Origin of the sequence: Streptomyces sp. NPDC006283 (genome assembly GCF_040613325.1) — a bacterium.
GTDB lineage: Bacteria > Actinomycetota > Actinomycetes > Streptomycetales > Streptomycetaceae > Streptomyces.
Genome location: NZ_JBEXRZ010000039.1, coordinates 20395 through 44340, shown reverse-complemented (window position 1 = coordinate 44340; position 23946 = coordinate 20395). Strand labels below are relative to the sequence as shown.

Below are 23946 nucleotides of genomic sequence, written 5' to 3'. Positions count from 1 at the left end.
GAACGACAGGCCGGAGACCCGGCTGCCGCGCATGCCCGGGGTGAGGGCGCGCGGCAGCCGGTGCAGGCCGCCCGGCGGCAGCTGCTCGGGGTCGAGCAGCAGTACGGAGTGGCTTCGTGGGCCGGTCGAGGTGGCCGTGCGGGCATACATGACGAAGGCGTCGGCCCGGTCGGCGTTGATGACGACGTCTTTGCGTCCGTCGAGTACGAAGCCTCCGCCGGGGGCGGAGCGTGCGGTGAACTCGTCGCGCAGGATGGCGTTGGCGTGGGCGAGTTCGTGGTGGAGGATCGGGGTGCGGCCGCCGGCCAGGAGCACGCGGGCGGCCTGCCGGCGCTGGTGTTCGTCGCCCGCGGCCCATACGGCGGAGGCGCCGAACAGCGAGGTGATGCCGTGACCGAAGCCGAGGGCGACGTCGCGCCGGAAGACGGGGCGCAGGACGCGGGCGAGGATGTCGGGGCGTACCAGGCGGCCGCCGAGTTCCTGGGGCACGAATTCGGCGGTCAGGCCTGCCTCGGTGAGCAGCGCCTCGGTGGCGGCGGGTACCTCGCGGCGGTCGTCGGCGGCCAGCAGGGCGCCGTAGCCGTGCGGGTTGTGCAGGTCGTCGGGGTCGCCGAGGAGCTTTTCGAGCCAGTCGGCGCGTTCGGCGGCGCCGGGCGGGGCGCCGCCGTCGGGGCCGGCCGGGTGCGGCGCGGGTGCCGGCCGGGCGGCCCGCGGGCCGGGCCCGGCCGGTGCCGTGCCCGGGGCGGGCGCGGTCAGGGGCGTGGTCACAGGACGCGGACCGCGCTTTCTGCGTGCTTCTTGGCGAGGTTGAGGGTGGCGGAGCTGTTGCGGCCCAGTGCTTCGCGCACGTAGCGGCGGGCCGTCTGCACGTCGGCGTCCGCGCCGAGGACGGACTCGATGTTCTCCGGGCGCAGCACGACGCTGTGCTGCGAGGTGACGGTGACGCCCGTCTCGTCGGGGACGACCGACCATTCGCCGGTGTGGGCCGACATGAGCAGCGGGGTGGCGGTCTGCTTGTAGACGATGCGGCCGGCGTGCGGGAAGCAGATGCGCACGGACTCGGTGGTGTGGGTGGAGCCGTCGGAGGTGACGGTGTCCATGGCCATGATCTGCACGCCGGGCTGGTCCTCGGTGAGGTCCAGGCGGGAGACGTGCGGGACGAGTTCGGGCCAGTCGCCGACCCGGTAGAGGAAGTCGTAGACGAGTTCGGCGGGGCCGTTGACGCGGACGGAGTCCTCGAAGGACAGGACGAGGTCGTCGAGCTGGGACCAGCGTTCGGCGAGCTGCTGCAGGTTGGCGAGTTCGGCGCGGCTGTTGGTGTCGGTGGCGCGCTCGACCCAGGCGACGTCGTCGGGTGCGTCGTCGGCGACGGTGAAGTCGTGCAGCAGGGTCAGCTTGGACCGGTTGGCGCCCAGGGATTCGACGATCCAGGTGCCGCCCATGGACTTGACGGGGGTGGCGGGCAGTTCCTGGCGGAATTCGACGCGGCGCTGCTCGGGGTCGAGGACACGGCGGGAGGTCCAGGACTTGACCTGTCCGTTGGCGGTGGCCCACATGCGCAGGCGCTCGCCGGCGCCGTCGAACTCGAGCCGTTCCACGTGGACGTTGGGCGGGAAGAACAGCGGCCACTGGACGGCGTCGGAGATCAGGCCGTAGACCACGCCGGCGGGCGCGGCCACGTTCACCTCGTGCGTCGTTGCGTGCACTCGCTCAGCGGACATGTCTCATCCTCTTTCGGAAAGGTCACTGTTCACGGGTCGGGGGCGGGTTTGCCCGGGCGGGTGTTCCCGGGCGGCGGGTCAGAAGTGGCCCAGGCCGCCGCAGACGTTGAGGGCCTGGGCGGTGATGGAGGCGGCGTGTTCGGTGGTGAGGTAGCCGACGAGGGCGGCGACTTCTTCGGGGGTGGTGTAGCGGCCGAGGGGGATCTTCGCCTCGAACTGCTCCTGTACGTATTCCTCCGTGGTGTCCCAGGCGGCGGCGTAGCCCTGGCGGACCCGTTCGGCCAGCGGGGTCTCGACGTAGCCGGGGCAGACCGCGTTGACGGTGATGCCGGCGGGCGCGAGTTCCTTGCCGAGGGCTTTGGTGAAGCCGACGACGCCGTGTTTGGAGGCGGTGTAGGGGGCGCCGAGCAGGACGCCCTGTTTGCCCGCGGTGGAGGCGATGTTGATGATGCGGCCCCAGGAGGCGTCGGCGAGGCCGCCGTTCTTGAGGACTTCGCGGGTCAGCAGGAAGACGCTGTTGAGGTTGGTGTCGATGACGTCGTACCAGAGGTCGTCGGCGATGTCGGCGGTCGGGCCGCCGCCGCTGCGTCCGACGTTGTTGACGAGGACGGTGATGGGCCCGTAGGTGTCCACGGCGGTGCGCACCAGGGCGGCGACGGACTCGCGGCTGCGCACGTCGGCGGCGGTGCCCTCGGCCTCCACGCCTTCCTCGCGCAGGTCCTCGACGGTCTGTTTGACCTCCAGTGCGGTGCGGGCGCAGATGAAGACGCGGTGTCCTCGGTTGCCGAGGTCGCGGGCCACGGCGAGGCCGATGCCGCTGGTGGCGCCGGTGACCAGGGCGACCGGCGACGGTGCCGGCTGTGCGCTCATCGGGTCGCCTCCTTCTGCGGTGCGCCGACGGTGGTGTGAAGGTTGTCCCGGTCCGCTCGACGGCCGGAAGAGGCCCGCTCGAGGACGGCCTCAGGTGCGCTGTGGGGCGGCTGTCCGGGGGGTGGGGAAAGGGGGCGCAGCGCCTCGTCGAGGGCGCGGGGGGTGAGCAGGCCGCCGTGGGCGGCGAGGTAGCCGTCGGGGCGGATCAGGGCCCAGGCGCCGGCCGGGAGGCCCAGGGCGCGGCGCAGTGTGCCGTCGGGGTCGGGCAGCGGGCGGGGGCCGGGGGTGCGGGTGTCGCCGACGGTGCGGACGGACAGCCAGGCGCCGTGGCGGGCGGCCGCGTCGGTGGCGGTGCGTACGGGGGTGCCGGTGGTGTCGTGTGCGCCGGGTGCCACGAGCAGGGTCCAGCGCACGTCGCGCAGTTCGGCGGCGAGGGCGCGGGGGCCGGGCGAGTCGGGCCGGTGGGCGGTGGCGGTGGCGACGCGTTCGCCGGGGGCTGGCACGTGGCGGCGCCGGGGCACGAAGACGGGTGCGGCGACGGGGGCGGCGACCGGGACGGGTTCGGGTCCGGCGCCGGTGGTCAGCGGGCTTGCGGCGTAGTCGATGCGCAGTCCGGACATGCCGCCGAGGACCTTGCGCTGGATGGCGCGGCGCAGCGCCGGCACGGCGCGTACGACGGTGAAGACGGCGGGCAGGGCGAGGGAGGCGAGGGCGTTCTTGAGCGCCACGAGGAAGGTGGCGGTGCGGGTGGAGCCGAGGAGCGCCTTGCCGATGGGGACGCGTTCGGTGCTGTAGGTGTCCAGGAGCTGTGCGGGGGCGTGGCCGTGGTGGACCATGGCGAGTTTCCAGGCGAGGTTGTACGCCTCCTGGATGCCGGTGTTCATGCCCTGCCCGGAGGCGGGGCTGTGCACATGGGCGGCGTCGCCGGCGACGAAGACGCGGCCGTCGTGCATGCGGGGCACCATGCGCTGCTGGAAGGTGAACACGGAGGTCCACTCGGGGTCGCCGACGTGGACCGGGTGGCCGAGGCCGGCGGTGAGGCGGGCGGCGATGCGGTCGGCGGCGCCGGCCGCGTCCGCGGTGGCGGGGGCGGTGTCCAGCAGCCGCCAGTGGCCGGGGCGGGCGTAGGGCACCATCATCAGGGCCTGTTTGCCGGTGTGGACCCAGTAGATGCTGTCGGGTTCGAGGTCGGTGCGTACGGGGGCGTCGGCGAGGATCCAGGTGTCGCGGCTCTCGCCGATCAGCGGCAGGCCGAGCTGTTTGCGTACGGCGCTGTGGCCGCCGTCGCAGCCCACGAGCCAGGGTGTCTCGCAGATCTCGTCGGTGCCGTCGGCGTGCCGCAGGGTTGCTCGTACCGTGCTCCGGTCCTGCTCGAAGCCGGTCAGCCGTACGCCCCATTCGATCTCGACGCCGAGCCGGGCGACGGCCTCGCGCAGGACGGCCTCGGTCCGGGTCTGTTCGATGATCACGGTGTAGGGGTGGCGGGTCGGCATGCTGCTGTAGTCCGCGTCCAGGCGCACCAGCCGGCGGCCCGACGCGAACATGGTGAACGCCCGGTTCTTGCGGCCGCCTTCGATGACGGGGCCGACGGTGCCCATCTGGTCGAGGGTTTCCAGGGTGCGCGGGTGGACGGCGACGGCCCTGCTGGTGCGGGCGGGGCCGGGGGCGGCGTCGACGAGGCGTACGGCGAGCCCCCGGCGGGCCAGTTCGTGGGCGGCGGTCAGACCGACCGGGCCGGCGCCGGCGACCAGGACGTGGGGCCGCAGGTCATCGGACACCGGCCGCCTCCAGCGGGGTGTCGGCGCTCTCGTCGACATACATGGCCGGCTCGGCGGTCACCAGCGGCTTGAGGTCGGCGACGATGGCGGCGAAGCCGTCGCTGCTGACGGCGGCGCGGTGGTCGGCGGCGCTGTTCCACACGGCGATCTCCAGGTGCACGTTGTCGGCCCCGAGAGCGCGCAGGTTCTGGTGGCTGATGTAGCCGGGCTGGGCGGACATGTAGGCGGTGAGGCGGGCGCGGACGGCCAGGAAGGCGTCGTGGTCGCCGTGCACGGTCAGCTTGTTGACGAAGGTCACCATGGGTCTGCCTCCTGCGACAGGGATAGGGAAGGGGACGGGGCAAGGCGGGCGGGTGCGGCGGGCCGCGGGTCAGGCGGCGGCTTCCGCGGCGGCGCGGGTGCGCAGTCGGCTTCGCAGTTCCTGGCGGCGGGGTTTGCCGGTGGGGGTGCGCGGGACGGCGTCGAGGGCTTCGACGCGGCGGATGCGTTCGAAGTGGGCGAGGCGGGAGTTGGCCTTCTCGGTGATCGAGTCGAGGACGTCCAGGACGGCGTGTGCGGCGTGCTGCGGGGGGCCGGGTGTCTCGCGCAGCACGATGCCAGCCCATACAACGGCGCCGTGCACGGCGTCGGGCCAGCCGACGACGACGCATTCGGCGACTCTGGGGTCGTCGGCGAGGACGCGTTCGACGGCGGTCGGCGAGACGAGTTCGTTGTCGTACTTGAAGACGTCGCCGAGCCGGTCGACGAGGTACAGGACGCCGTCGGCGTCCTCGTAGCCGATGTCGCCGGTGGAGAACCAGCCGTCGGCGTCGATGCGGGCGGGTTCGTCGTCGTCGAGGTAGCCGGCCATCACCTGCGGGCCGCGGACCTGGACCTCGCCGGTGGCCCACACGTCGACCGCCTCGCGCGAGTCGAGGCCGACGATGCGGCTCTCGGTGCCGGGCAGGGGGCGGCCGACGGCTCCTTTGCGGGAGTGGTCCTCGATGCTCTGGTTGTGGCACAGCGGGGAGAGTTCGGCCATTCCGTAGCCCTGGATGACGGGGACGCCGAGGGCCTCATGGAGTCTGCGGGCGGCGGCGGGCGCGAGGGCGGTGCCGCCGGACATGACGGCCGTCAGCCGCGGGGCTGCGGGGATGCCCTCGCGGGATGTGGTCAGCCGCGGGTCGGCGGCGAGCCGGTGCAGGCGGGCGGGCAGCCCGTAGTAGTGGGTGGCGCCGGTGCGGGCGGCCAGGGCGAGGGAGGCGATGGGGTCGCCGTCTTGGCACAAAACTTGTGAAGCGCCCGCGTACACCGCCGAGTTGAGGTGCATCACATGGAACAGCGGCAGGTGATTGAGGGTGACGGACGCCGGTGTGAGGCGGTGGGCGAGGGCGATCTGCGCCGCATTGGCGACCAGGTTGCGATGGGTGAGCCGCACGCCCTTGGGGCGGCCGGTGGTGCCGGTGGTGAACTGCAGGCACACGACCGCGTCGAGGTCGGCGGGTCCGGTGCCGAGGCCGGCCGGGCCGTCGGGGACGCCGTCGAGGGCGACGTGCAGGGGCAGCGCGTCGGCGGGGACGACGCCGTCGTCGGCGTCGGTGACGACGATGGTGTGCAGGTCGGGCAGCCGCTCGCGCATCTTGGTGAGCAGTTCGGCGGTGGCCGAGGGCACGAACGCGATCTCGATCGCGGCGGCGGTGAACACGTGGTGCAGGGCGCCCTCCCCCACGAGCGGGTTGACCAGGGCGATGGTGTGGCCGCTGCGGCTGGTGCCGTAGTAGGTGGCGGCGAAGACGGCGTCGAGGGTGTTGGCGACGCCGACGGTGGTGCCCCGGCGGCCGGTGGCGTGCTGCAGGTAGTGGGCGACGCGGTCGGCGCGGGCGTCGAGTTCGGCGTAGGTGAGCGTCTTCTGCCCGCAGGTCAGTGCGGTGCCGTCGGGGTCCCGGACGGCGGCCCGGCGCAGCAGTGCATCCAGGGGCAGTTCCGGATGGGTGAATCGCGGCACGGCGGGCCTCCTCCGGGTGGCTTTGCGCTGGCGGGCCGATCGGGTTGTCGGGTGCCACGCTGTGCGGCCGTGCTCGAGAAACCGTCGAAGTCCGCTCGACGGGTCCTCGGCGCGGCGCGGAGCGCCGGCCCCGGGCGGCGTGGTGGGCCGTCGGGGGCGAGCACGGCTCCAGCGGGATGCGGGTGCGCCTCCATCGGAGGCGGCCACGTTGGGCCGCGTTACTCACTGCCTGCGCACGGAGCTGGGTCGTGTCCCGAGCCCTGCGTTGGACCGAATCGTCACCCGATGGGGGTTTCACCAATGACGCAGACGACGATCGACCGGCCGGGGGTCTCGGCCCTTCAGCAGGCCGTGCAGGGCGCAGCGGACCGGCTGGTCGCGGCCGGGGCCGCCGGCGTGCAGTTCCGGGTCGCCCGGGGGGACAACTCGTTCGTCGTCACCTCCGGGATCGCCGAGCTGGGCTCGGACCGGCCGGTGCCGGAGGACGGCCGTTTCCGCATCTCGTGCATCACCAAGCCGTTCGTGGCCGTGGTGGTGCTGCAACTGGTCGCCGAGGGGCGGCTGGAGCTGGACCGGACGGTCGAGAGCTACCTGCCGGGGCTGCTGCCGTACGGCGAGAAGATCACCATCCGGAATCTGATGCAGCACACCAGCGGCCTGTACAACTACATGGACTCGTTCCAGAAGCCGGGCGACCGTTTCCTGCGCGACCGCTACAAGCACTACGAGCCCGAGGACCTGATCGCGATCGCGGCCGCCAAGCCGCTGGAGTTCGAGCCGGGCACGAAGTTCGCGTACTGCAACACGAACTACTTCATCGTCGGCCTGCTCATCAAGAAGATCACCGGTCGCTCGTACCGCGAGGAGATCACCGAGCGGGTGCTCCAGCCGCTGGGTCTGTCGGAGACGACGCTGCCGGGCGACGACCCGAACATCCCCGGGCCGCACGCCCGCGGCTACATGCAGATCGGCGGCGAGCCGGTCGACGTGACGCTGATGAACCCGTCGGAGGCGGGCTGCGCGGGTGAGATCATCTCCACGACCGCGGACCTGGACCGGTTCTTCTGCGCGCTGTTCGGCGGAGAGCTGCTGAACGAGCCGGAGTTCACCGAGATGACCACTCCGCTGCCGCCCGAGATGATCGAGAACCTGCCGATGGGCATCGGCTACGGGCTCGGCATCATGAAGCTGGAGAACGACGACGACCTGGACCTGTGGGGTCACGGTGCCGGCATCCCGGGCTACGCCACGTTCGCGGCCACCACCCGCGACCGGTCCGCGCGGGTGCAGCTGTCGTTCACGATCGGTGACAAGGACTTCGGCCCGGAGGCCGAGCAGGCCGTCATCCGCGGTGTGAACACCGCCCTGTGCTCGTGAGGCCCGGATGACGAATACGACGCCCGCCGGGGCAGTTCGCAAGGCCGTCGTCGTCACCGGCGGCGGCACGGGAATCGGCGCGGCGACCGCCCGCGCTTTCGCCGACGACGGTGCGCATGTTCTCGTCGTGGGGCGCAGTGAATCGACGCTGAAGGAAACCGCGGACGGTCACGAACGGATTCATGTTCTGACCTCCGACGTTCACGACCATGACGCCCCGAATGTCATTGTCGAAACGGCGCTCGAGAAATTCGGCCGGCTTGATGTGCTGGTGAACAATGCGGCCGTCACCTCCTTCTGCGGGCTCGAGGGTCTCGAGCGGGAATCGGTCCGTGCCCAGCTGGGCACGAACCTGCTCGCGCCGCTGTTCTTGACCCAGCGGGCGCTGGACGCGCTCGAGGCCACGGGCGGTGTCGTGGTGAACGTCAGCTCGGCGGGTTCGCTGGGCCTGCGCGCCTGGCCGGAGAACTCCGTGTACGGGATGGCGAAGGTGGCGCTCGACTTCCTGACCCGCACCTGGGCGGTCGAGCTGGCGCCGCGCGGGATCCGGTCGGTCGGTGTCGCGCCCGGTGTCGTGTACACCGGTGTGGGGGTGCGGGCCGGGATGCCGGCCGAGGCCTACGAGGCGTTCCTGGCGCAGATGGCGGAGCGCATTCCGTCGGGCCGGGTCGGCCGGCCCGAGGACATCGCCTGGTGGATCGTGCAGTTGACCCGGCCGGAGGCCGCTTACGCCAACGGCACGGTCGTGGCGGTGGACGGCGCGCTGTCGGTCACCTGACCGGGTCCGCGTGCACATGGCTGCGGCCCCTGGGGAATCCTCCCGGGGGCCGCAGCCATGTGTGCGATCGGGGCGTCAGCGGGCGACGGTGGCGGTGACGTAGCGGACGGGGACGTCGATACGGATCGGGCCGTCCTGCTCGCGCAGCGCGTCGAGTTCGGCGATCAGGCGGGCACGCAGGGCGGCGGCCTCGTCGGCCGGCAGGTGCTGCCACAGCAGCCGCATGCCCTGGGTGTGTGACCAGTCGACCCAGGCCTCGCCGCTCTCGGCGGTCATCTCGACGCTTTCGTCGGCGATGTCGACCGCCTCGAAACCCGCCTGGTGGAGGGCGGCTTCGAGGTCGGCGGGGTCCTCCAGCCAGGAGTGGAGCTGCCGGTGGAGCTGCTCGGGGTGCCAGGCGGGTGGCAGGTGCTGCAGCAGCGACATGGGGATCCAGCGGCTGAACAGCGGAGGCAGGAAGGGGAAGGTGTCGCGGCTGAAGACGGGGCTGGTGAAGGCGATACGGCCGCCGTCGCGCAGCAGGTCGGCGTAGCGGGCGAGGGCGGCGCGGGCGTCGGGCAGGAAGATCACGCTGTAGCTGCCGAGGACGAGGTCGAAGGTGCGGGCGGGCAGGTCGGGGTGCTCGCCGTCCATCACGCGCAGTTCGACGTTGCCGATGCCCTGGCGCTCGGCCTCGCGGCCGGCCTGGTCGATCATGGCCTCCGCGATGTCGATGCCGAGCGCGTGGCCACTCGGGCCGATCCGGGTGGCGGCGGGCAGCAGGGTGGCGCCCAGGCCGCACCCGACGTCGAGCACACGCTGCCCGGGCCGGGGCTCTGCGCGCTGCACGAGCCGGCGGCCCATGGGGGTGAAGAACTCGACCCCGAGCCGGTCGTAGGTCGCTGCGGCCCCGTTGAAGGCGGCGGTGACTTTCGTCTTGTAGGTGGTCGCGGTATCCACGGGTCAGCTCCGAGGGTGGTGGCGGCGGTGGGGATGCTCGGCTCATGCTGCGGCGCGTTCCACGGGCCGTGGTGGAGGACCGTTCGAGAGCCGGTCGACGGCCGCAATTCGCTGCTTGCCCGGCCTCTTTCGTCACCGCACACTTATCGCCAGTGTCCTGAATTCTGCTGGGCCCCCCGCGTGAAAGGGAATGCGATGAGCAGTCATATAGCGGCGGTACGCCGCATGGTGGAGGCGTACAACACGGGAAAGACCGATGACGTCGCGGAATTCATCCACCCGGATTATCTGAATCCGGCGACGATGGAGCACATGGACCTGCGCGGTCCCGACTCGTTCGCGATGGCCGTGAAGTGGCTGAAGATGACGTTCTCCGAGGAGGCGTACCTGGAGGAGGTCCTCATCGAGGAGCGCGGCGACTGGGTGCGCGCCAATCTTGTCCTGTACGGCCGTCACGTGGGCAACCTGGTGGGCATGGCGCCGACCGGCCGCCGCTTCTCGGGTGAGCAGATCCATCTGATCCGCCTGGTCGACGGCAAGATCCGCGACCACCGGGACTGGCCGGACTACCAGGGCACGTACCGCCAGCTCGGGTCGCCGTGGCCGGAGCCCAACGGCTGGAGGGACTGACATGATTCTTGTCACCGGAGCGACCGGCAAGGTGGGCCGGGAGGCTGCTACGCAGCTCGCTGCCGCGGGCCGGCGGGTGCGTGCTTTGAGCCGCACCCCCGAGGAGGCCGGTCTGCCCGGCGGTGTGGAGGTCGTGGCGGGCAGCCCGGCCGATGCCGCGTCGCTGGCCGCAGCCTTCCAGGGCGTCACCTCGGCGCTGGTGGTGCTGTCCGGCGATGTGGCCGGCGAGGCCCGCAACATCGCTGCGGCCGCCGCCGCGTCGGACGTCGAGCACCTGGTGTTCCTGTCGTCGGCGAGCGTGCTGCACCCGGTGCCGCACGGCATCGCGGACGAGCACCGGGCCGCCGAGGAGGCCATCACGGGCAGCGGCGTCGCCACGACGTTCCTGCGTCCGGGCCCCTTCCACGCCAACACCTCGTGGTGGATCAAGACCGTGCGCGAGAGCGGCGCGGTGCGCTGCTGGATCGGCAACAACCCCGGTGCGCCGATCGACGAGTACGACATCGCCTCCGCCGCGGTCGCCGCGCTCACCGACGAGCGTCACCGCGGCATGGCGTATGTGCTCACCGGCTCCGAGGTGCTCACCTCCAAGGAGCAGGCCCGCATCCTGGGCGAGGTGCTCGGCAGGGAGCTGGACTTCTCGGTGGCGCCGCAGGAGGAGGTCGTGGACGTCTTCACGGGCATCACCGGCGACCGCCCGGCCGCGGAGACCAATGTGGCCGCGCTGCACAGCCCCGAGGTGCCGTGGGCGAAGCCCACGAGTGCTGTGCGGGAGCTGACGGGCCGCGAGCCGCGCACCTACCGGCAGTGGGCCGCCGCCAACGCGGCGCTGTTCGCCGCCCAGGAGGTGGCGGTATGACCGCGGCGATCGACGGCACGATCCTGGTGACCGGTGCGACGGGCCTGCAGGGCGGGGCCACCGCACGTGAACTCCTGCGCCGCGGGCACACGGTGGCGGCACTGGTGCGCGACCCGGACGCGCAGGCGGCACGGGCGCTGGCGGACCTCGGGGTGACGCCGGTGCGCGGCGACCTGGACGACGAGGCGTCGCTGCGCTCCGCCATGGAGGGCGTGCACGGCGTGTTCTCCGTGCAGACGTTCATGACCCCCAAGGGGCTGGGCGGCGAGGTCCGCCAGGGCCGCGCGGTGGCGCGGGCGGCGAAGGCGGCCGGCGTGGCGCACGTGGTGTACAGCTCGGTGGGCGGCGCGGAACGGCACAGCGGTGTACCGCACTTCGAGTCGAAGCGGCACATCGAGCGGTACCTGCAGGAGCTGGGTGTGCCGGTGACGGTGCTGCGTCCGTCGTTCTTCATGGACAACTTCGCCGCGCACGGCCCGCAGAACGTGGACGGGACGCTGGTGGTGCAGCTGGCGCTGAAGCCGGACACCCGTGTGCAGTTCATCGCCGTGGAGGACATCGGCTTCTTCGCCGCCGAGGCCTTCGAGCAGCCCGCGAAGTACCTGGGCCGGTCGGTGGAGCTGGCGGGCGACGAGCTGAGCGCGACGCAGGTCGCCGAGGCGTTCGCTGCGCGTACGGGCCTGCCGGCCAGGTTCGAGGAACTGCCGCTGGACGCGGTGGCGGGCAACCCGTACATCCCCAACGCGCCGGAGATCTCGCTGATGTTCGAGTGGTTCCAGGAGCACGGCTACCGGGCGGACATCGCGGCGCTGCGCGCCGAGCATCCGGGGCTGCTGTCGTTCGCGGCGTACCTGAAGTCGCTGGAGCTCTGAGCGGCCTCTGGGTCGTACGGCAGAAGGGGCCCGGACCGTATCGACGGTCCGGGCTCTGCACTGCCCAAACGTTGGGGTCTCCTCCGGGCTCGAGGCCCCGCTCTTCCACCACGGGCGAAGACGAGCGGGGCCGGCCTGGTGCTACCAGCGGAGGGTCTGACCCCGCGGGGTGAGGTGCACGGTGAGGTCCTCGGCCACCGGCCTGCCCGCGGCGTGCCAGCGGCCGAGCATCTCCTCGACAGTGTCCCAGAGGGTGCCGGGACCGTCCTGTCGCACGATCCAGCGGCCGTCATCCTGGTAAAGGGCGGCCCATGACCCGGATTCGACGTCGATCAGAACGTCCTCGGTGTGCCCGTCGCGTTCCATCGTCAGGCGCTGCGCGTGCGGTGCGGCGAACTGGACGATGAAGCGGGCCGTCCAGTCGCTCAGGACCTCGGCCCCGATGAGCGTCTCGCGTTCCTTGCCCGCGCCGAGGTCGGGAAGCAGGCCCAGCGGGGGCGGTGTGTGCGGACGGGCGAGCATGAAGCCGACCTGCCCGCTGAGCAGAGGCCCGGACGCGGTGCCGTCGTCGTGGACGGTCAGGCGTGCGAGCTCCGAAGAGCCGAGCCATCCACCGACGGTGGTGAGGATCATCCCACCGGGCCGGGTCTGTTCGATCCAGGCCACCGGCACGGTGTGGACACCGCACGTTGCGATGATCCTGTCGTACAGAGCCCCGTCGGCGTAGCCGAGCAGTCCGTCGCCGCTGATGAGCGTCGGGTGCAGGCCCAGCCGGGCGAGGGCTGTTCGTGCCCGTGAGGCCACGTCCTCGTCGTACTCGATCGAGGTGACGTTCTGCTCGCCCAGTCGCCTGGTGAGCAGCCCGGTTGAGTATCCGGTGCCGGTGCCGATCTCGAGCACCTTCATTCCCGGCTCGACGTGGAGGTCTTCCAGCATGCGCAGGACGAGGGAGGGAAGGGTGCTGGAGCTGGTGGGCTGGCGCATGATCTGGCCGCGGATGTCGGCCGGCACGATGGTTCCCGCGATCTGGGTCACGAGCGACTCGTCCCGGTAGCAGGCCTCGAGCCAGTCGTCCTCGCCCTCCATGACGGGCGCCCATGCCGTGGGCCCGGCTCCGTCCACCCGGCGGAAGAACCCGCCGCGGAGGAAGCCGTGCCGCGGGATCGCCTCCGCGGCCTGCTTCCACGGCGCCGTGCGCACGCTGCCGTTGGCCGTCAGCGTGTCGACGAGCTGATTGCGGAGCTGCTGGGCTTGGTCGGTCACGACTTCTTCCTCTCCAACAGGTCGGCCAGGGCTGCGCACATCGGCAGACCGGTTTCTGGCTCCAGCCAGTACCACTGGCCGGAGGGGTTGCACTCCAGGAACCACCATCGCCCGTCTTCGCCTACGCAGAAGTCGAAAGCCCCGAAGACGAGTCCGAAGTGGTCCATGTAGTGGTGGAGTGGCCGTTCGATGTCCGGAGGTGCCTCCACGGGGGTGTACGTCAGGCGGCTGTAGTCGGTGCGCCAGTCCAGGAGGTCGGAGTCGATCCGGACGCAGAACAGTTTGGAGCCGATGACGGTCACGCGTACGTCGCCGGTCTTGGGGACGCGCTTTTGGAACAGGTGCGCCGTACCGGTCACGCTGTCGTCGATGTCCTCTGCGGCGACCTCGGCGACCTTGACAACGGACGAGACGCCATCGACCAGGTACACGGGATTGTGCAGCGGTTTGTAGACGACAGAGCCATGCTGCTTCACGAACGCCCTGGCCGCGTCCGGGTTCGAGGTGATGAGTGTGGGCGGCACCAGAAAGCCGACCGCAACTGCTGCGGCCAGTCCGGAGGGCTTGAATTCCGCGTCCGCGATCCGGTGCGGATGGTTGACGTAGAGGCAGCCGGGCAGCGACGCCAGCACCCCGCCGAGGCCGTACCGGGCCTGGGTGACGGCGAACCGCGCGTCCTGCCCGCTGAGATGCGGAAAGGCGAACCCGGTCGGGCGGCGGTAGTACAGGGACCGGATGTTGGCGAGATCGGCGGTACGGGACGGGGTGACAAGGCGGCCCTGAAGGCCCTGCGAGCTGATCTCTGCCTCCACCGACAGTGATGCGGGGAAGTCCCCCGAGTCGAGCCGCACGACCGGGACACCCCGGTCGTGCAGCTCGCTGATCACCACGTCGGCGGTGGGGTCGTGCAGGCTGGTGACGACCGACACCGGACGTGGGTCGATCACTGGTCCCCGTCGCTCCCCTGGTCGGTGTCGCTGCTTCCCGCTTGACCATCAGGGCTGGTGCCCGTGGACGGAGAGGTTCCGGTGCTGGTGCCGTGGCCGGGCATCTCCATGACCTGGTCGGAGCGGTCGTAGAAGACGGCGGTCTGGGTGGCCGGGTCGAGCGCCACCCTGGCGTACTCCGGCGCGGCGGTGGGGTACGGCGCCATACGGCTCACGCCCCACGGGCGCGGGGTGACGGTTGCCTGCGGGACCGGGCCGCTGGCGGGCAGGCGGTCGGAGTGAACGAACATGGGTCTCCTTCGTTTCGTTGTGACGCACTCCGCCCGTTCGGCGGAGTGGCGCTGAAGCTGCCGGCTCCGATCGACGCAACAGTCCTGCCGCGTCGCGCGCCGTTCTGGATGCCGGAGCCGGGGGTTCAGGTGGCGTCGACCGGGTCGCGCGGGGGCACGAGCAGCCCCAGCAGGGCCGGAACCAGGCCCGGCCGTGAATGGGGTGCGGCCCGGCTCACCACCGGCTCCGCTGCTGGGCGGCGGCCGCGTAGCGGGACAGGTGGTCGACGGACTTTGCGAGCAGCCGCAGGTTCGCGGCCAGGTCGTGCGCCTCGTCCTGGGCAACCGCGCGAGCGTGCCGGACGGTGTTCGTCGCAATGTCGCGGGCGCGGAGGTCGGTAAGGCCGGCCGCGTGAAGGTCGGCCCCATCCGCCAGGGCGACGATGTAGGTCCGTAGCCGGGCGCGGACCGCGTCGGCGGCCTCGCCCGTGGCACGGCCGTTCGCGAGGTCGAGCGCGAGGCGGACGTCAGCGGCCATGACGGCCGGGGTAAGGGGCTCTTGGGACAAGCGTGTTGGGAAAGCCTGGATGCTTTCGGTGGGGTACACGGGGTGGCCACCTTTTCCGTTCGATGCCGTCGAGTCTTCGGTGTGGTGTTGAGTCAACGGCCAAGCACGGACGGTGAGGAGGTGCCAGGCTGTAGACCAGCTGTAGGCCCGTGTAGGCCAGCCGTGAGGGCCCGCACGTCCTCCGGCTACGGAGGAGGGGGCGGAGGTGCCCGAGATCCCGGAGATCGGCGAGCTGATCCGGCAGGCGTGCAAGGCACGCGGCTGGGGACCGACCAAGCTCGCGCGCGAGTTAGGGATCGCCGAAGGGCGGGGCCCGCACGGGCTGGACCGGCAGTCGGCCCGGCGGTGGATGGCTGGCCGCCGCACCCCGGTTTACTGGCTGCCGTACATCGTCGATGTCCTCGGCCTGGACGCGGAGTCGGTGCAGGCCGTGCAATCTGTCGGGCCCACGGGCGCGGACGTGGATACCGTGGCGTCAGTCCTCGAGTTGGGAAGGAGCGACGTGCTTCGGCGGAACTTCCTCGCCGCGACGAGCGCATACGCCCTCGCCGCTCTGAACTTGCCGGACCCGGAGAGCATCACGCGGCGGGTCAACCGGACCGGTGCCGTGCGGGTCGGGATCGGCGAAGTGGCCGCAATCCGGCAGATGACGAAGACTCTCGGCGATGCGGCGGCCGAGCTGGGTGGTGGCCACGCGCGGCACCTGGCCGTGCGCTACCTGACTGAGGACGTCGGCCCGTGGCTGGAAGGCGCGTACACGGAGAGGATCGGCCGGGCCCTGTTCGCCGAGACGTCCCAACTCGTGCACCTCGCGGGTTGGATGGCTCAAGACGAGGGCAACGAAGGCCTGGCTCAGCGGTACTACGCACACGCCTACCGGCTCGCGGCGGAAGCCGGCGAGTCCGAGCTTGCCGCGACGGCTCTGCGCGGTCTGGCGGTGCAGGCGATCGAGCTGGGTCCGAGGTACCACGCAGTGGCGCTGCGGCTGTCCGAGCGGTGCGTGGAGGAGGCCCAGACGCTCGACGACCCTCGAGCTGTGTCCTACTACCAGACGACGTTGGCGGACGCGGCCGCGCTGGACGGCGACCGGCGGCTTGCCACCCGGGCGCTGGCGGCCTCTCAGACTGCGATCGAGAAGATGCCGGACGCCCCGCCCGGTGACTCCTGGGCGTCGCACTTCAGCATCGGCCGGTGGGCCCACCACTCGGGGATGATCCTGTCCCGACTCGGCGATATGGACGGTGCGACGGTGCATTTGCACCAGGCGCTGGAGATCCACGGGCTCGATCGTCGTCGCAGCCGGGCGATCGTCCTCGCCGACCTGGGTCAGGTTCAGCTACGGCAAGGCGACCTCGACGCGGCGCTGTCCACGTGGACGGCGTTCTTGGACTGCGCGGAGGGCATCCGATCCGTGAAGATCACGGAAGCCACGAACGGCATGCACGTCCGGCTGGACCGGTACCGGCATGTGCCCGAGGTCCAGGAAGTGAGGCAGCGGGCGGAGGTGCTCCTGCCCGCCCAGGACGTCTGACGGAACACCGCCTTCGGGGGTGGACCCGCCGCGAAGGACCGGACCGTGTCGGCGCCCGGTCCGGCCCCCTCCGTGGTGCGGGCGGGGTCAGCCGCCCAGGACGCTCTGGTCGACGAAGCCCAGCTCCTTGAGCATGGGCAGGTAGTTGAACACGTCGTAGTGCTCGATGATCTTTCCGGCGTCGTCGAAGCGCAGTTCCTCGAGCATGAACCAGGTGACCTTCTTGCCGGTCGCGGCCTTGCCGAAGAAGTCGCCGAGGTGGGTGGCGGTCACGGTGATGCGCAGGATGACGCGGTCGCCTTCGGAGACGGCGCTCTTGACGTCCAGGTGCAGGTCGGGGAAGGCGGCGAGGCCGCCGCGCATCGCGGCCTTCATGAGCTCGGAGTCGACCGGGCGGTCCTCGGAGAAGTGCCTGATGTCCGGCGACCAGTGCGTGAAGATGCCGTCCAGGTCCCAGCGGTTCCAGGCGGCGGCGCAGTCGAGCGCGATCTGCTTGTTGCGCTCCTGGACGCTGAGGGCGGGCTGCTCGGCGAGTGTTGCGGTCATGGGATGCGGATCCTTACCGGGTGTCAGGGAATCAGGACGTGCTTGCCGACGGTGGTGCCGTCCAGCAGGGCGCGTACGGCGGCCGGGGCCTCGGTCAGCGGGTGACGGCCGGCGATCTCGGGCCGCAGGACGCCCTCGTCGACCAGCCGGTACAGGGCGGCGAGGTCGGCCCGGAAGTCGTCGCCGGGCTTGACGTAGTACATGGTCTGGCGGCGGCCGCGGGTGAGGCGGAGCTTGGCCGCGATCCAGCGGGCGGCGGTGCGGCGCAGCGCGGGCACGTGCGGCCGGAACCACTGGCCGGGCCGGTAGCCGGCCACCGAGGAGTCGAAGGAGACCAGGGTGCCGCCGTCGGCGAGCATCGCCCAGCCGGCGTCGAGGCCGCGGCCGCCGATGTGGTCGAAGACGGCGTCGACGCCGTCGGGCGCCGACTCCCGTACCGCGGCGGGCAGATCGGGGGTGCGGTAGTCGAGCGGCTCGGCGCCCAGCGCGCGGACGGCGTCGTGCTTGGCGGGCGAGGCGGTGCCGATGACACGCAGCCCGGCGTGGACGGCGAGCTGGGTGAGCAGGGTGCCCACGCCGCCGCTGGCGCCGTGCACCAGGACGGTGGATCCGGGGGCCAGGGCGGTGAGCCGGTGCAGCATCTGGTAGGCCGTGACCCCGTTGGTGATCAGGGAGACGGCGACGGCCGCGTCGAGGTGCTCGGGTACCGCGGCGAGGGCCTTGGCGGGCACCTCGACGTACTCCTGCCAGGCGCCGTGCCGGGGCATGGCGGCCACCCGGTCGCCACTCTGCCATCCGGTGACGCCCTCGCCGGTCTCGACGACGCGGCCGACCAGGTCGTAGCCGGGCACGAAGGGGAACTTGGGCGGGAAGGGGTGCAGGTGCTGGAGCATCTGCACCTCGGCGAAGGACACGCCGGCGGCCTCGACCCGGACGACGACCTTGCCGCGGCCGGCGACGGGGCGCGTGCCCCGGCCGGCGACGACGTGGTCCTCGGGCCGGCCGCTGCCGGTGAGCTGCACGTGCGCGTTGCCGTGGGAGGCGGAGCCGGTGGCGGCGGTGGCGGCGGGCTTGGTGTCCGCCGCGGTCCGCTCGTCGGTGGCGGCGGGGCCGGTGGCGGTGCTCACGCCGCCACCGTCTCGCGCTGGGGGGCGAAGTCGCCGGCGTGGTCGGCCGCCCACTGGGCGAAGGTGCGGGCCGGGCGGCCGGTGACGCGCTCGACGGTGTCGACGGGGACGGGCGGGTTGTCCATCGCGTCGGCGAGATAGCCGAGGATCATCTCGACGACCGGCGGCGGCATGAAGTGGCCCATCTGCTCGCGTGCCTGGTCGGGGGTGATCTCCTCGAAGGTGATCGGGGCGCCGGTGGCGGCGGCGATCGCCTTCACCTGGTCGGCCTGGGTGATGGCCTGCGGTCCGGTCAGGACGTACGCCCGGCCGGCGTGGCCGTCCTCGACGAGCGCGGCGGCGGCCACGGCGGCGACGTCGGCCTCGTGGATCAGGACGCGCGGCGCGCCGCCGTAAGGGGTGCGCACGACGCCCTCGGTGCGGATGGAGTGGCCCCACTTCCACAGCAGGTTGGTGGCGAACTCGTCGGGCCGTACGAAGGTCCACGCGATGCCGGACTCCTCGACGGCGCGCTCCACGGCGCGGTGGTGCTCACCGCTGTGGTTGTCACCGGAGGTGTCGAGCACGGAGGACGAGGAGAGCACGACGATGCGCCGCACACCGGCCTCCTTGGCGAGGGCGACGACCTCCTGTGCGGTCTCGGGAACGGGGAAGAGGTAGAGGCGCTCGACGCCGTCGAGGGCCGCGCGCAGCGTCTGCGGCTGCTCGAGGTCGCCTGCGAACACCTCGACGCCGTCGGGAAGCCCCGCGGTCGCCGGGTTGCGTGTCAGGGCCCGCACCTGCTGCCCCGCCGCCACGAGGTGGTCGACCACATGCCGGCCGACGGATCCTGTCGCTCCTGTCACCAGAACTGTCACGCCTGCTCCACCCTGTCGGTCTCGGCTTCCCCGAGACTCCTCGGACCTTGGTGGTGCAAGGCTGAACAGACCGGCTGGAGGGCCCTTGGAGACTGGCTGGAACGTGTCCGGAGGCGGGAGGCGGGCGGGAGGGCGCTCGAGTCGTTCTCGAGCGGCGGCGGGGATGCTGCCGGCGGAGGGCCTCGCCTGCATGCGTCCGTGCGCGCGCCGGACCTGTCCCGGCGGCTGCGGAGCCTTCGTGCGGGCCCCGGCCCACCGGGCCGCCCCACTCCCCCTCGTCCCCCCTTCGTCCCCCACGAAAGGTCGCCGCCTTGTCCGCCACCGCAGTAGGCCAGTCCCCCACCAAGCGGGGCAGGACCAAGAAGAAGTTCGAACTCTCCCGCAGAGCACGCAAGTTGACGCTCGCCATCCACGTCGTCACCTCCGTGGGCTGGGTCGGTCTGTCCCTGGCGATGGCGGTGCTGGCCGTGATGGGCTACACCACCGAGGACGCCGCGGTCGCCAAGGGCGTCTACTACGCGATGTATGTCTTCGACGACACCTGCGTCACGGTGTTCAGCATCACCGCCGCGCTGTCCGGCATCCTGCTGTCGTGCGGTACCAAGTGGGGCCTGCTGCTGCACTGGTGGATCGTCGTCAAGTGGGTGATCACGCTGTTCATGACGATCTTCGCGTGGTTCGTGATCCACCCGATCGTCATGCAGGCCACCGAGAACACCGCGAAGGCGGGCGGCGCGCCGCCGAAGCCGGGCTGGCCGGCGGACTTCCTGCTGTGGAGCGTGCCGGTGCTGTTCGCGCTGCTGACGGTCGCCGCGGTGGTCTCCGTCTACAAGCCGTGGGGCCGCACCGCGCGCGGCCGCCGCACCACGCCGCGCGGCGGGCGGGCCTGACAGCTTGCAGAACCTCACGCGTTGCAGCGCCCCGGAGCCGGAGGTGAACCGGCACGGGGCGCTCGCGTGTGTGGTGTCGGGCCTGCCCGAGGGGGCTCGGTCAGGGGCCGCAGATTCGCTGGGCCTGGGAGGCTATGGCGTTGCGCTGCGCTTCGGCGTCCGCGAGCGCTTGCAACTCGGAGGCGTCCGGGTTCCCGCCTTGCGCGATGCGGTCCCGGAGGTCCTTCATCAGCGCGTCGTAGTCGCTTTCCGCCCTCTCGGCGGCCGCCAGCGCTACGGCGCAGGCGTCTTGCGTGGGGAGGGGCGCGGCGTAGGCCGCTGAGGAGAGCGCCAGGATCACCGCGGTACCGGCCGCGACCGCCGGCAGACGAATGGACACCATGCGAGACCTCCAGGTGTGGATAGGGAAGGGTCAGGACGTGAGTGTGACCCGCTGACCGCTGTCACGTGTGTTGACGCATGCCTGATAGGGGTTGGGGTCGCCCTGGAGCTCCTGACAGCTCCACGTGGCTCCCTGCGCGTGGACGGTCGTGGCTGCGCCCCCTGTGCTGTGCCAGACCTGGGTGTAGGCGCCCGCCACCTGCAGCGCGGTGGCACACGTCTCGGCCCGGTCGGCCGACACCGTGAGTCCGGAGGCGCTGTCCGTTCCGCAGACCGTGGTGGGCGCCACCGTCACGCTCTCGGCGGCGGTCGTTGCCGGGGCCGAGAGGCCCAGCGCGGCGAGACCCATCAGGCCTGCCGCCAGTCCCGTCCTGATCGTGTGCATGGTCGACCTCCCGTGGCCGTGGCAGACGACGGCGTTCCTGCGCGGTCCGTGCCGGGCGCGGGGCACCGGTGAAGTGGCAGGGGTGGCGGACCGGCCGAAGGCTCAGGACGGCGGACCGGGGACGGCTCAACGGCCTGCTCGCAGCGGAGACGCTGTCTCGAGTCCTGGCCCCTGTCTGCAAGGAGTCCGCCCCTCGGACCGGCCGGTGTCTCGCCGGTACCAAGGCCTTCGCACCCCCCACCATGACCCCGGGGGGCTGACGCTGCCACTGGAGGGGCTGCCGCCCCGGGTTCGCCGTGATGCCGCGCCGGAGCAGACGGTCCGGTCCGCTTCCGCGGGGTGGGGCCGCAGCGGAGGGGGAAGCGCGCGAGCGGGTCGGGCCGGTCCGGGGCGGGACGACGGTCGGTCTTCGCGCGTGCGCGACAGTGAGGAGGCCGGGCGGCAGGCCCGTGGGCCGCCGGGTGGCCGGCGGTTCAGGGGCGCCAGGCGCGGGTGACGGCCGTCGCGCGGGGCGCGTTGAGCAGGCCGTCGTCGCCGCGGGCGGCGGAGTCGACGTCGATGCCGTGGAAGCGGGGATGGGCCGTGGTGGCGGGGAAGTCGCCGTGGTTGTCGGGGCCGAGGCCGCCGGCGAGGAGGAACGGCAGGCCGGTGGCGTCCGCCAGCTTCGTGACGGTGGTGTCGTCGAGGCGCTGGGCGGTGGATCCGACGCGGCCGTCGCCTGTGACGGCGTCGAACAGGAAGCAGTCGGCCCCGGCCCGCTCGTAGGCGGCGGTGAGCCGGCCTTCCAGGCAGGTGTCGTCGCGTACGTGCAGCACTTTGGCGATCTTCAGGCCGTCGGGGCATTTCGCGCGCAGGGCGCGCAGCACGCCGGGGGGCTGGAAGCCGTGCAGTTGGACCCAGGGAACGTCGGCCGCGTGCACGGCCGCCGCCAGTTGCTCGGAGTCGGCGGAGAAGGTGACCAGGACCGGCGCCAGGCCCGCGCTCAGGGCCCGGGCCGACAGCGCGGCGAGCTGGTCGAGGGTCAGGTCGGCGTGGCCGCCCGGCACCTGGTGCCACAGGCCGATCAGGTCGGCGCCGGAGGCGGCGACGGCGTCGACCTCCGCGGTGGTGGTGGCGCCGCAGAACTTGACGAGCATCAGGCGGCCGCCGTCCGGTCGGCGTCGCGTACCAGGGAGCCGGCGGCGAAGCGGTCGTCGCCGCCTCGGAACAGGCCGGGGTGTGCGGCCCGCAGGTCGGCGAGGACGGCTTCGTAGGGAAGGTCGTCGAACTCGCCGTGGAAGCGCAGGAACTCCATCTGGCGGCGGCCCTTCAAATCGAAGGGGTGGTGCACGCTGTCGGTGGTGCCGTCGAAGTCGAGCGGCGCCATCCGGTACAGCCTGCACAGGGTCTTGTTGAACACCGGTGTGGCCCGCACCCATTGGCCCTCGAGGCGCAGCGAGGTCAGGCAGTGCTGGTGGAACACGTCGCCGCCCAGCAGGCTGACGAGTTTGTCGGAGGCGAGGTGGTTGCGTACGTCGGTGAGCACGAGCCGGGCGGGGATGCCCAGGGAGCGCAGGCCGGCCGCGTAGAGGACCGACTTGTGCAGGCACATGCCCGAGCCGGTGGCGGCGACGGCGGAGGCGCGCAGTCCTTCGCGGGTCAGGTCGGCGCCGTAGACCTCGTAGCGGACCTGGTCGCGGACGGCGTAGTAGAGGGCGACGGCCTGTTCGGTGGGGGTGGTGGCGCCGGGCGGCAGCGCGTCGGCGACGAAGGCGCGCACCTGGTCGCTGGTGTGGTCGAGGAATTCGGTGGCCGCGAGGGCACCGGTGCTCAGGGAGGTCGTCGTCAAGGCAGCTTCCAATGGTCGGGCGGGTCACAGGCCGAGGAGTGCGGCGATGCGGTTGCGCTGGGTCTCCGAGGTGCCCGAGTAGATCGTTCCGGCGACGGCGTTGCGCAGCTGGCTCTCGATGCCGTACTCGGCCATGTAGCCGTTGCCGCCGAAGATCTGCACGGCGGCGAGGGCGGAGGCGACGTTGGCCTCGCTGGTGACGAGTTTGGTCATGGCGATGTCGCGGGTGACGTTCTCGCCGGCACTCATCCGACGGGCGGTCTCGTACAGCCAGCGGCGGGAGGTCTCCACGTCGGTGGCCATGTCGACGATTTTGTGGGAGACGGCCTGGTAGGAGCCGATGGCCTGGCCGAACTGGGTGCGGGTGGTGGCGTATTGGACGCAGGCGTCCAGGCGGCTTTTCATCTCGCCCGCGTTGATGACGAAGGAGCACAGGATCTCCCAGCGCATCACGTGGTCCAGGACGAGGAACCCGCCGCCGGGCCGGCCGATCACCCGGTCCGCCGGGACGCGGCAGTCGTCGAGGAACAGTTCGCACAGCGGGGAGGTGCGCAGCCCCATCTTGGCCAGTGGCCGGCCGCGGGTCAGGCCCGGGGTGTCGGCGTCGACGAGGAAGGCGGTGATGCTCAGCGGCCCGGGGCGGTCGCTCGTGCGGGCGTAGACGGTGAACACGTCGGCGACGGGTCCGTTGCTGACGAACGCCTTGCTTCCGTTCAGGACGTAGGCGTCGCCGTCGCGTACCGCGCGGGTGCGCATCGCCAGCGCGTCGGAACCGCTGTCGGGTTCGCTGATGGCGTGCGCGCCGATCAGTTCGCCGGTGCAGACGCCGGGCAGGAAGCGCTCCTTGAGCGCCTCGGAGCCGAAGCGGTGCAACGGTACGCCGACGGAGACCAGGTGGGTGCAGGCGGAGAAGTTCAGTCCGGCGTCGCGGCAGCCCTCCCCCAGGCCCTCCAGGACGTACATGGTGGTCGTCAGGGACTGGCCGAGGCCGCCGTACTGTTCGTCGAAGGGCAGCCCGAACAGGCCCGCGGCGGCCAGCCGCCGCCACGCGTCGCGTGGGAACTCGGCCGCCGCGTCCCGTTCGATGTGCCCTGCGTCGAGGTCGGCGAGCAGGGGCGCGAGGCCGTCGCGCAGGGCCTGCTGGTCCTTCGTGACGTCGATCATCAGTAGTGGGAGAACTCGGGCGAGTCGAGGTTGTGGCTCTCGTCGCCGCGCAGCGCGGGCGTGAACATGCACACCAGCCGCAGGTCCTCGTGCGGGCTCGCCACCAGCCAGTGGGCGTCGTGCCGGTCGAGGGCGTACAGGGTGCCGGGGGTGATGGGGTGGGCGACGCCGTCGCTGTCGATCACCTCTCCGCTGCCCTCGATGCAGTAGCAGCTCTCGAGGTGGTTGCGGTACTCCAGGCGGGACTTGGTGCCCGCCCGGACGATGGTGTCGGTGACGGTGTAGCCGACACCGTCGGCCTGGGTGAGGAATCTGCGGCTGAGGCCGTTGCCCCAGTCGACACAGGTGACCTCGTCGAGCTTGCGGACGATCATGCTGGTTC

At 71.7% G+C, this 23946-nt stretch carries 26 protein-coding genes and 1 pseudogene; 7 read left to right on the top strand and 20 right to left on the bottom strand.

Going from position 1 to position 23946, the window contains the following annotated elements; genetic code table 11:
- The 6 genes and pseudogenes from ABZ070_RS11540 to ABZ070_RS11515 all read right to left on the bottom strand — a co-directional run.
- Nucleotides 1–768 (bottom strand): annotated as a pseudogene (locus ABZ070_RS11540) (acyl-CoA dehydrogenase); the annotation flags it as partial.
- Nucleotides 765–1721, bottom strand: a complete 957-nt coding sequence (locus ABZ070_RS11535) for an aromatase/cyclase (protein ID WP_356632439.1) — start codon at nt 1719–1721, stop codon at nt 765–767. The pseudogene ABZ070_RS11540 and the gene ABZ070_RS11535, both read right to left, overlap by 4 nt.
- Before the next feature lie 78 nt (nt 1722–1799).
- Nucleotides 1800–2591, bottom strand: a complete 792-nt coding sequence (fabG, locus tag ABZ070_RS11530; RefSeq protein WP_356632437.1) for a 3-oxoacyl-ACP reductase FabG — start codon at nt 2589–2591, stop codon at nt 1800–1802.
- Nucleotides 2588–4369 (bottom strand): FAD-dependent oxidoreductase, encoded by a 1782-nt coding sequence (locus ABZ070_RS11525; RefSeq protein WP_356632435.1) that lies wholly within the window; start codon nt 4367–4369, stop codon nt 2588–2590. The genes fabG and ABZ070_RS11525 overlap by 4 nt, the downstream gene beginning before the upstream one ends.
- Nucleotides 4359–4670: an antibiotic biosynthesis monooxygenase family protein gene (locus ABZ070_RS11520; protein WP_356632433.1), complete on the bottom strand. Its 312-nt coding sequence runs from the start codon at nt 4668–4670 to the stop codon at nt 4359–4361. The genes ABZ070_RS11525 and ABZ070_RS11520 overlap by 11 nt, the downstream gene beginning before the upstream one ends.
- Nucleotides 4671–4739: 69 nt before the next feature.
- Complete coding sequence (locus ABZ070_RS11515) at nt 4740–6353, bottom strand: class I adenylate-forming enzyme family protein (RefSeq protein WP_356632431.1); 1614 nt, start codon at nt 6351–6353, stop codon at nt 4740–4742.
- Between the two features lie 300 nt (nt 6354–6653).
- Here ABZ070_RS11515 and ABZ070_RS11510 point away from each other — a divergent pair, with 300 nt between their 5' ends.
- Nucleotides 6654–7730, top strand: coding sequence for a serine hydrolase domain-containing protein (locus ABZ070_RS11510; protein WP_356632429.1), 1077 nt, complete (start codon nt 6654–6656; stop codon nt 7728–7730).
- A gap of 7 nt (nt 7731–7737) precedes the next feature.
- A complete protein-coding gene (locus tag ABZ070_RS11505) occupies nt 7738–8508 on the top strand; it encodes an SDR family oxidoreductase (protein ID WP_356632427.1) in 771 nt (256 codons plus the stop codon).
- Nucleotides 8509–8583: 75 nt separating this feature from the next.
- Here the strand turns inward: ABZ070_RS11505 and ABZ070_RS11500 are convergent, their stop codons facing one another.
- The gene (locus ABZ070_RS11500) at nt 8584–9447 is read right to left on the bottom strand and encodes a methyltransferase domain-containing protein (protein ID WP_356632425.1); all 864 of its coding nucleotides are present in this window, start codon (nt 9445–9447) and stop codon (nt 8584–8586) included.
- A 195-nt stretch (nt 9448–9642) separates the two neighbouring features.
- Here ABZ070_RS11500 and ABZ070_RS11495 point away from each other — a divergent pair, with 195 nt between their 5' ends.
- The 3 genes from ABZ070_RS11495 to ABZ070_RS11485 are packed head-to-tail and all read left to right on the top strand — an operon-like array spanning nt 9643 to nt 11808.
- Complete coding sequence (locus tag ABZ070_RS11495) at nt 9643–10077, top strand: ester cyclase (protein ID WP_005321817.1); 435 nt, start codon at nt 9643–9645, stop codon at nt 10075–10077.
- Between the two features lies 1 nt (nt 10078).
- Nucleotides 10079–10936, top strand: a complete 858-nt coding sequence (locus tag ABZ070_RS11490) for an NAD(P)H-binding protein (protein ID WP_356632423.1) — start codon at nt 10079–10081, stop codon at nt 10934–10936.
- Nucleotides 10933–11808: an NmrA/HSCARG family protein gene (locus ABZ070_RS11485; protein WP_356632421.1), complete on the top strand. Its 876-nt coding sequence runs from the start codon at nt 10933–10935 to the stop codon at nt 11806–11808. The genes ABZ070_RS11490 and ABZ070_RS11485 overlap by 4 nt, the downstream gene beginning before the upstream one ends.
- Nucleotides 11809–11949: 141 nt before the next feature.
- Here ABZ070_RS11485 and tgmC read toward each other — a convergent pair whose 3' ends face one another.
- The 4 genes from tgmC to ABZ070_RS11465 all read right to left on the bottom strand — a co-directional run bounded on the left by tgmC (nt 11950) and on the right by ABZ070_RS11465 (nt 14825).
- Entirely contained in the window at nt 11950–13071 is a 1122-nt protein-coding gene (gene tgmC, locus ABZ070_RS11480) for an ATP-grasp peptide maturase system methyltransferase (RefSeq protein WP_356632419.1), read from the bottom strand.
- Nucleotides 13068–14018 carry an ATP-grasp ribosomal peptide maturase gene (tgmB, locus tag ABZ070_RS11475; RefSeq protein ID WP_356632417.1) on the bottom strand — a complete coding sequence of 317 codons (951 nt, stop codon included), beginning with the start codon at nt 14016–14018 and terminating at the stop codon, nt 13068–13070. The genes tgmC and tgmB overlap by 4 nt, the downstream gene beginning before the upstream one ends.
- The gene (gene tgmA, locus ABZ070_RS11470) at nt 14015–14308 is read right to left on the bottom strand and encodes a putative ATP-grasp-modified RiPP (protein WP_356632415.1); all 294 of its coding nucleotides are present in this window, start codon (nt 14306–14308) and stop codon (nt 14015–14017) included. Before tgmA ends, tgmB begins: the two co-directional genes overlap by 4 nt.
- A 214-nt stretch (nt 14309–14522) precedes the next feature.
- Nucleotides 14523–14825 carry a hypothetical protein gene (locus ABZ070_RS11465; protein ID WP_356632413.1) on the bottom strand — a complete coding sequence of 101 codons (303 nt, stop codon included), beginning with the start codon at nt 14823–14825 and terminating at the stop codon, nt 14523–14525.
- A 235-nt stretch (nt 14826–15060) separates the two neighbouring features.
- Between ABZ070_RS11465 and ABZ070_RS11460 the strand changes: the two genes are divergently transcribed.
- Nucleotides 15061–16386 carry a tetratricopeptide repeat protein gene (locus tag ABZ070_RS11460; RefSeq protein WP_356632411.1) on the top strand — a complete coding sequence of 442 codons (1326 nt, stop codon included), beginning with the start codon at nt 15061–15063 and terminating at the stop codon, nt 16384–16386.
- 87 nt (nt 16387–16473) lie between these two features.
- Here ABZ070_RS11460 and ABZ070_RS11455 read toward each other — a convergent pair whose 3' ends face one another.
- From ABZ070_RS11455 to ABZ070_RS11445, 3 genes are read right to left on the bottom strand one after another with little or no spacing between them, the layout of a single operon-like run.
- On the bottom strand, nt 16474–16932 hold the full coding sequence (locus ABZ070_RS11455; protein WP_356632409.1) for an ester cyclase: 459 nt from the start codon (nt 16930–16932) through the stop codon (nt 16474–16476).
- A 23-nt stretch (nt 16933–16955) separates the two neighbouring features.
- Entirely contained in the window at nt 16956–18059 is a 1104-nt protein-coding gene (locus tag ABZ070_RS11450) for a zinc-binding dehydrogenase (protein WP_356632407.1), read from the bottom strand.
- On the bottom strand, nt 18056–18916 hold the full coding sequence (locus ABZ070_RS11445; protein WP_356632405.1) for an NAD(P)H-binding protein: 861 nt from the start codon (nt 18914–18916) through the stop codon (nt 18056–18058). Before ABZ070_RS11445 ends, ABZ070_RS11450 begins: the two co-directional genes overlap by 4 nt.
- Nucleotides 18917–19227: 311 nt before the next feature.
- Between ABZ070_RS11445 and ABZ070_RS11440 the strand changes: the two genes are divergently transcribed.
- Nucleotides 19228–19806, top strand: coding sequence for a hypothetical protein (locus ABZ070_RS11440; RefSeq protein ID WP_356632403.1), 579 nt, complete (start codon nt 19228–19230; stop codon nt 19804–19806).
- A gap of 100 nt (nt 19807–19906) precedes the next feature.
- Here ABZ070_RS11440 and ABZ070_RS11435 read toward each other — a convergent pair whose 3' ends face one another.
- From ABZ070_RS11435 to ABZ070_RS11410, 6 genes are all read right to left on the bottom strand, one after another.
- Nucleotides 19907–20188: a hypothetical protein gene (locus ABZ070_RS11435; RefSeq protein ID WP_356632401.1), complete on the bottom strand. Its 282-nt coding sequence runs from the start codon at nt 20186–20188 to the stop codon at nt 19907–19909.
- 30 nt (nt 20189–20218) lie between these two features.
- Nucleotides 20219–20572, bottom strand: coding sequence for a hypothetical protein (locus tag ABZ070_RS11430; protein WP_356632399.1), 354 nt, complete (start codon nt 20570–20572; stop codon nt 20219–20221).
- Nucleotides 20573–21045: 473 nt separating this feature from the next.
- Nucleotides 21046–21708 carry an N-(5'-phosphoribosyl)anthranilate isomerase gene (locus ABZ070_RS11425; RefSeq protein ID WP_356632397.1) on the bottom strand — a complete coding sequence of 221 codons (663 nt, stop codon included), beginning with the start codon at nt 21706–21708 and terminating at the stop codon, nt 21046–21048.
- A complete protein-coding gene (locus tag ABZ070_RS11420; RefSeq protein WP_356632395.1) occupies nt 21708–22400 on the bottom strand; it encodes a transglutaminase-like domain-containing protein in 693 nt (230 codons plus the stop codon). The genes ABZ070_RS11425 and ABZ070_RS11420 overlap by 1 nt, the downstream gene beginning before the upstream one ends.
- Before the next feature lie 24 nt (nt 22401–22424).
- Nucleotides 22425–23564 carry an acyl-CoA dehydrogenase family protein gene (locus ABZ070_RS11415; RefSeq protein ID WP_356632393.1) on the bottom strand — a complete coding sequence of 380 codons (1140 nt, stop codon included), beginning with the start codon at nt 23562–23564 and terminating at the stop codon, nt 22425–22427.
- Nucleotides 23564–23938 (bottom strand): ectoine synthase, encoded by a 375-nt coding sequence (locus tag ABZ070_RS11410; RefSeq protein WP_356632391.1) that lies wholly within the window; start codon nt 23936–23938, stop codon nt 23564–23566. Before ABZ070_RS11410 ends, ABZ070_RS11415 begins: the two co-directional genes overlap by 1 nt.
- Nucleotides 23939–23946 lie beyond the last annotated feature (8 nt).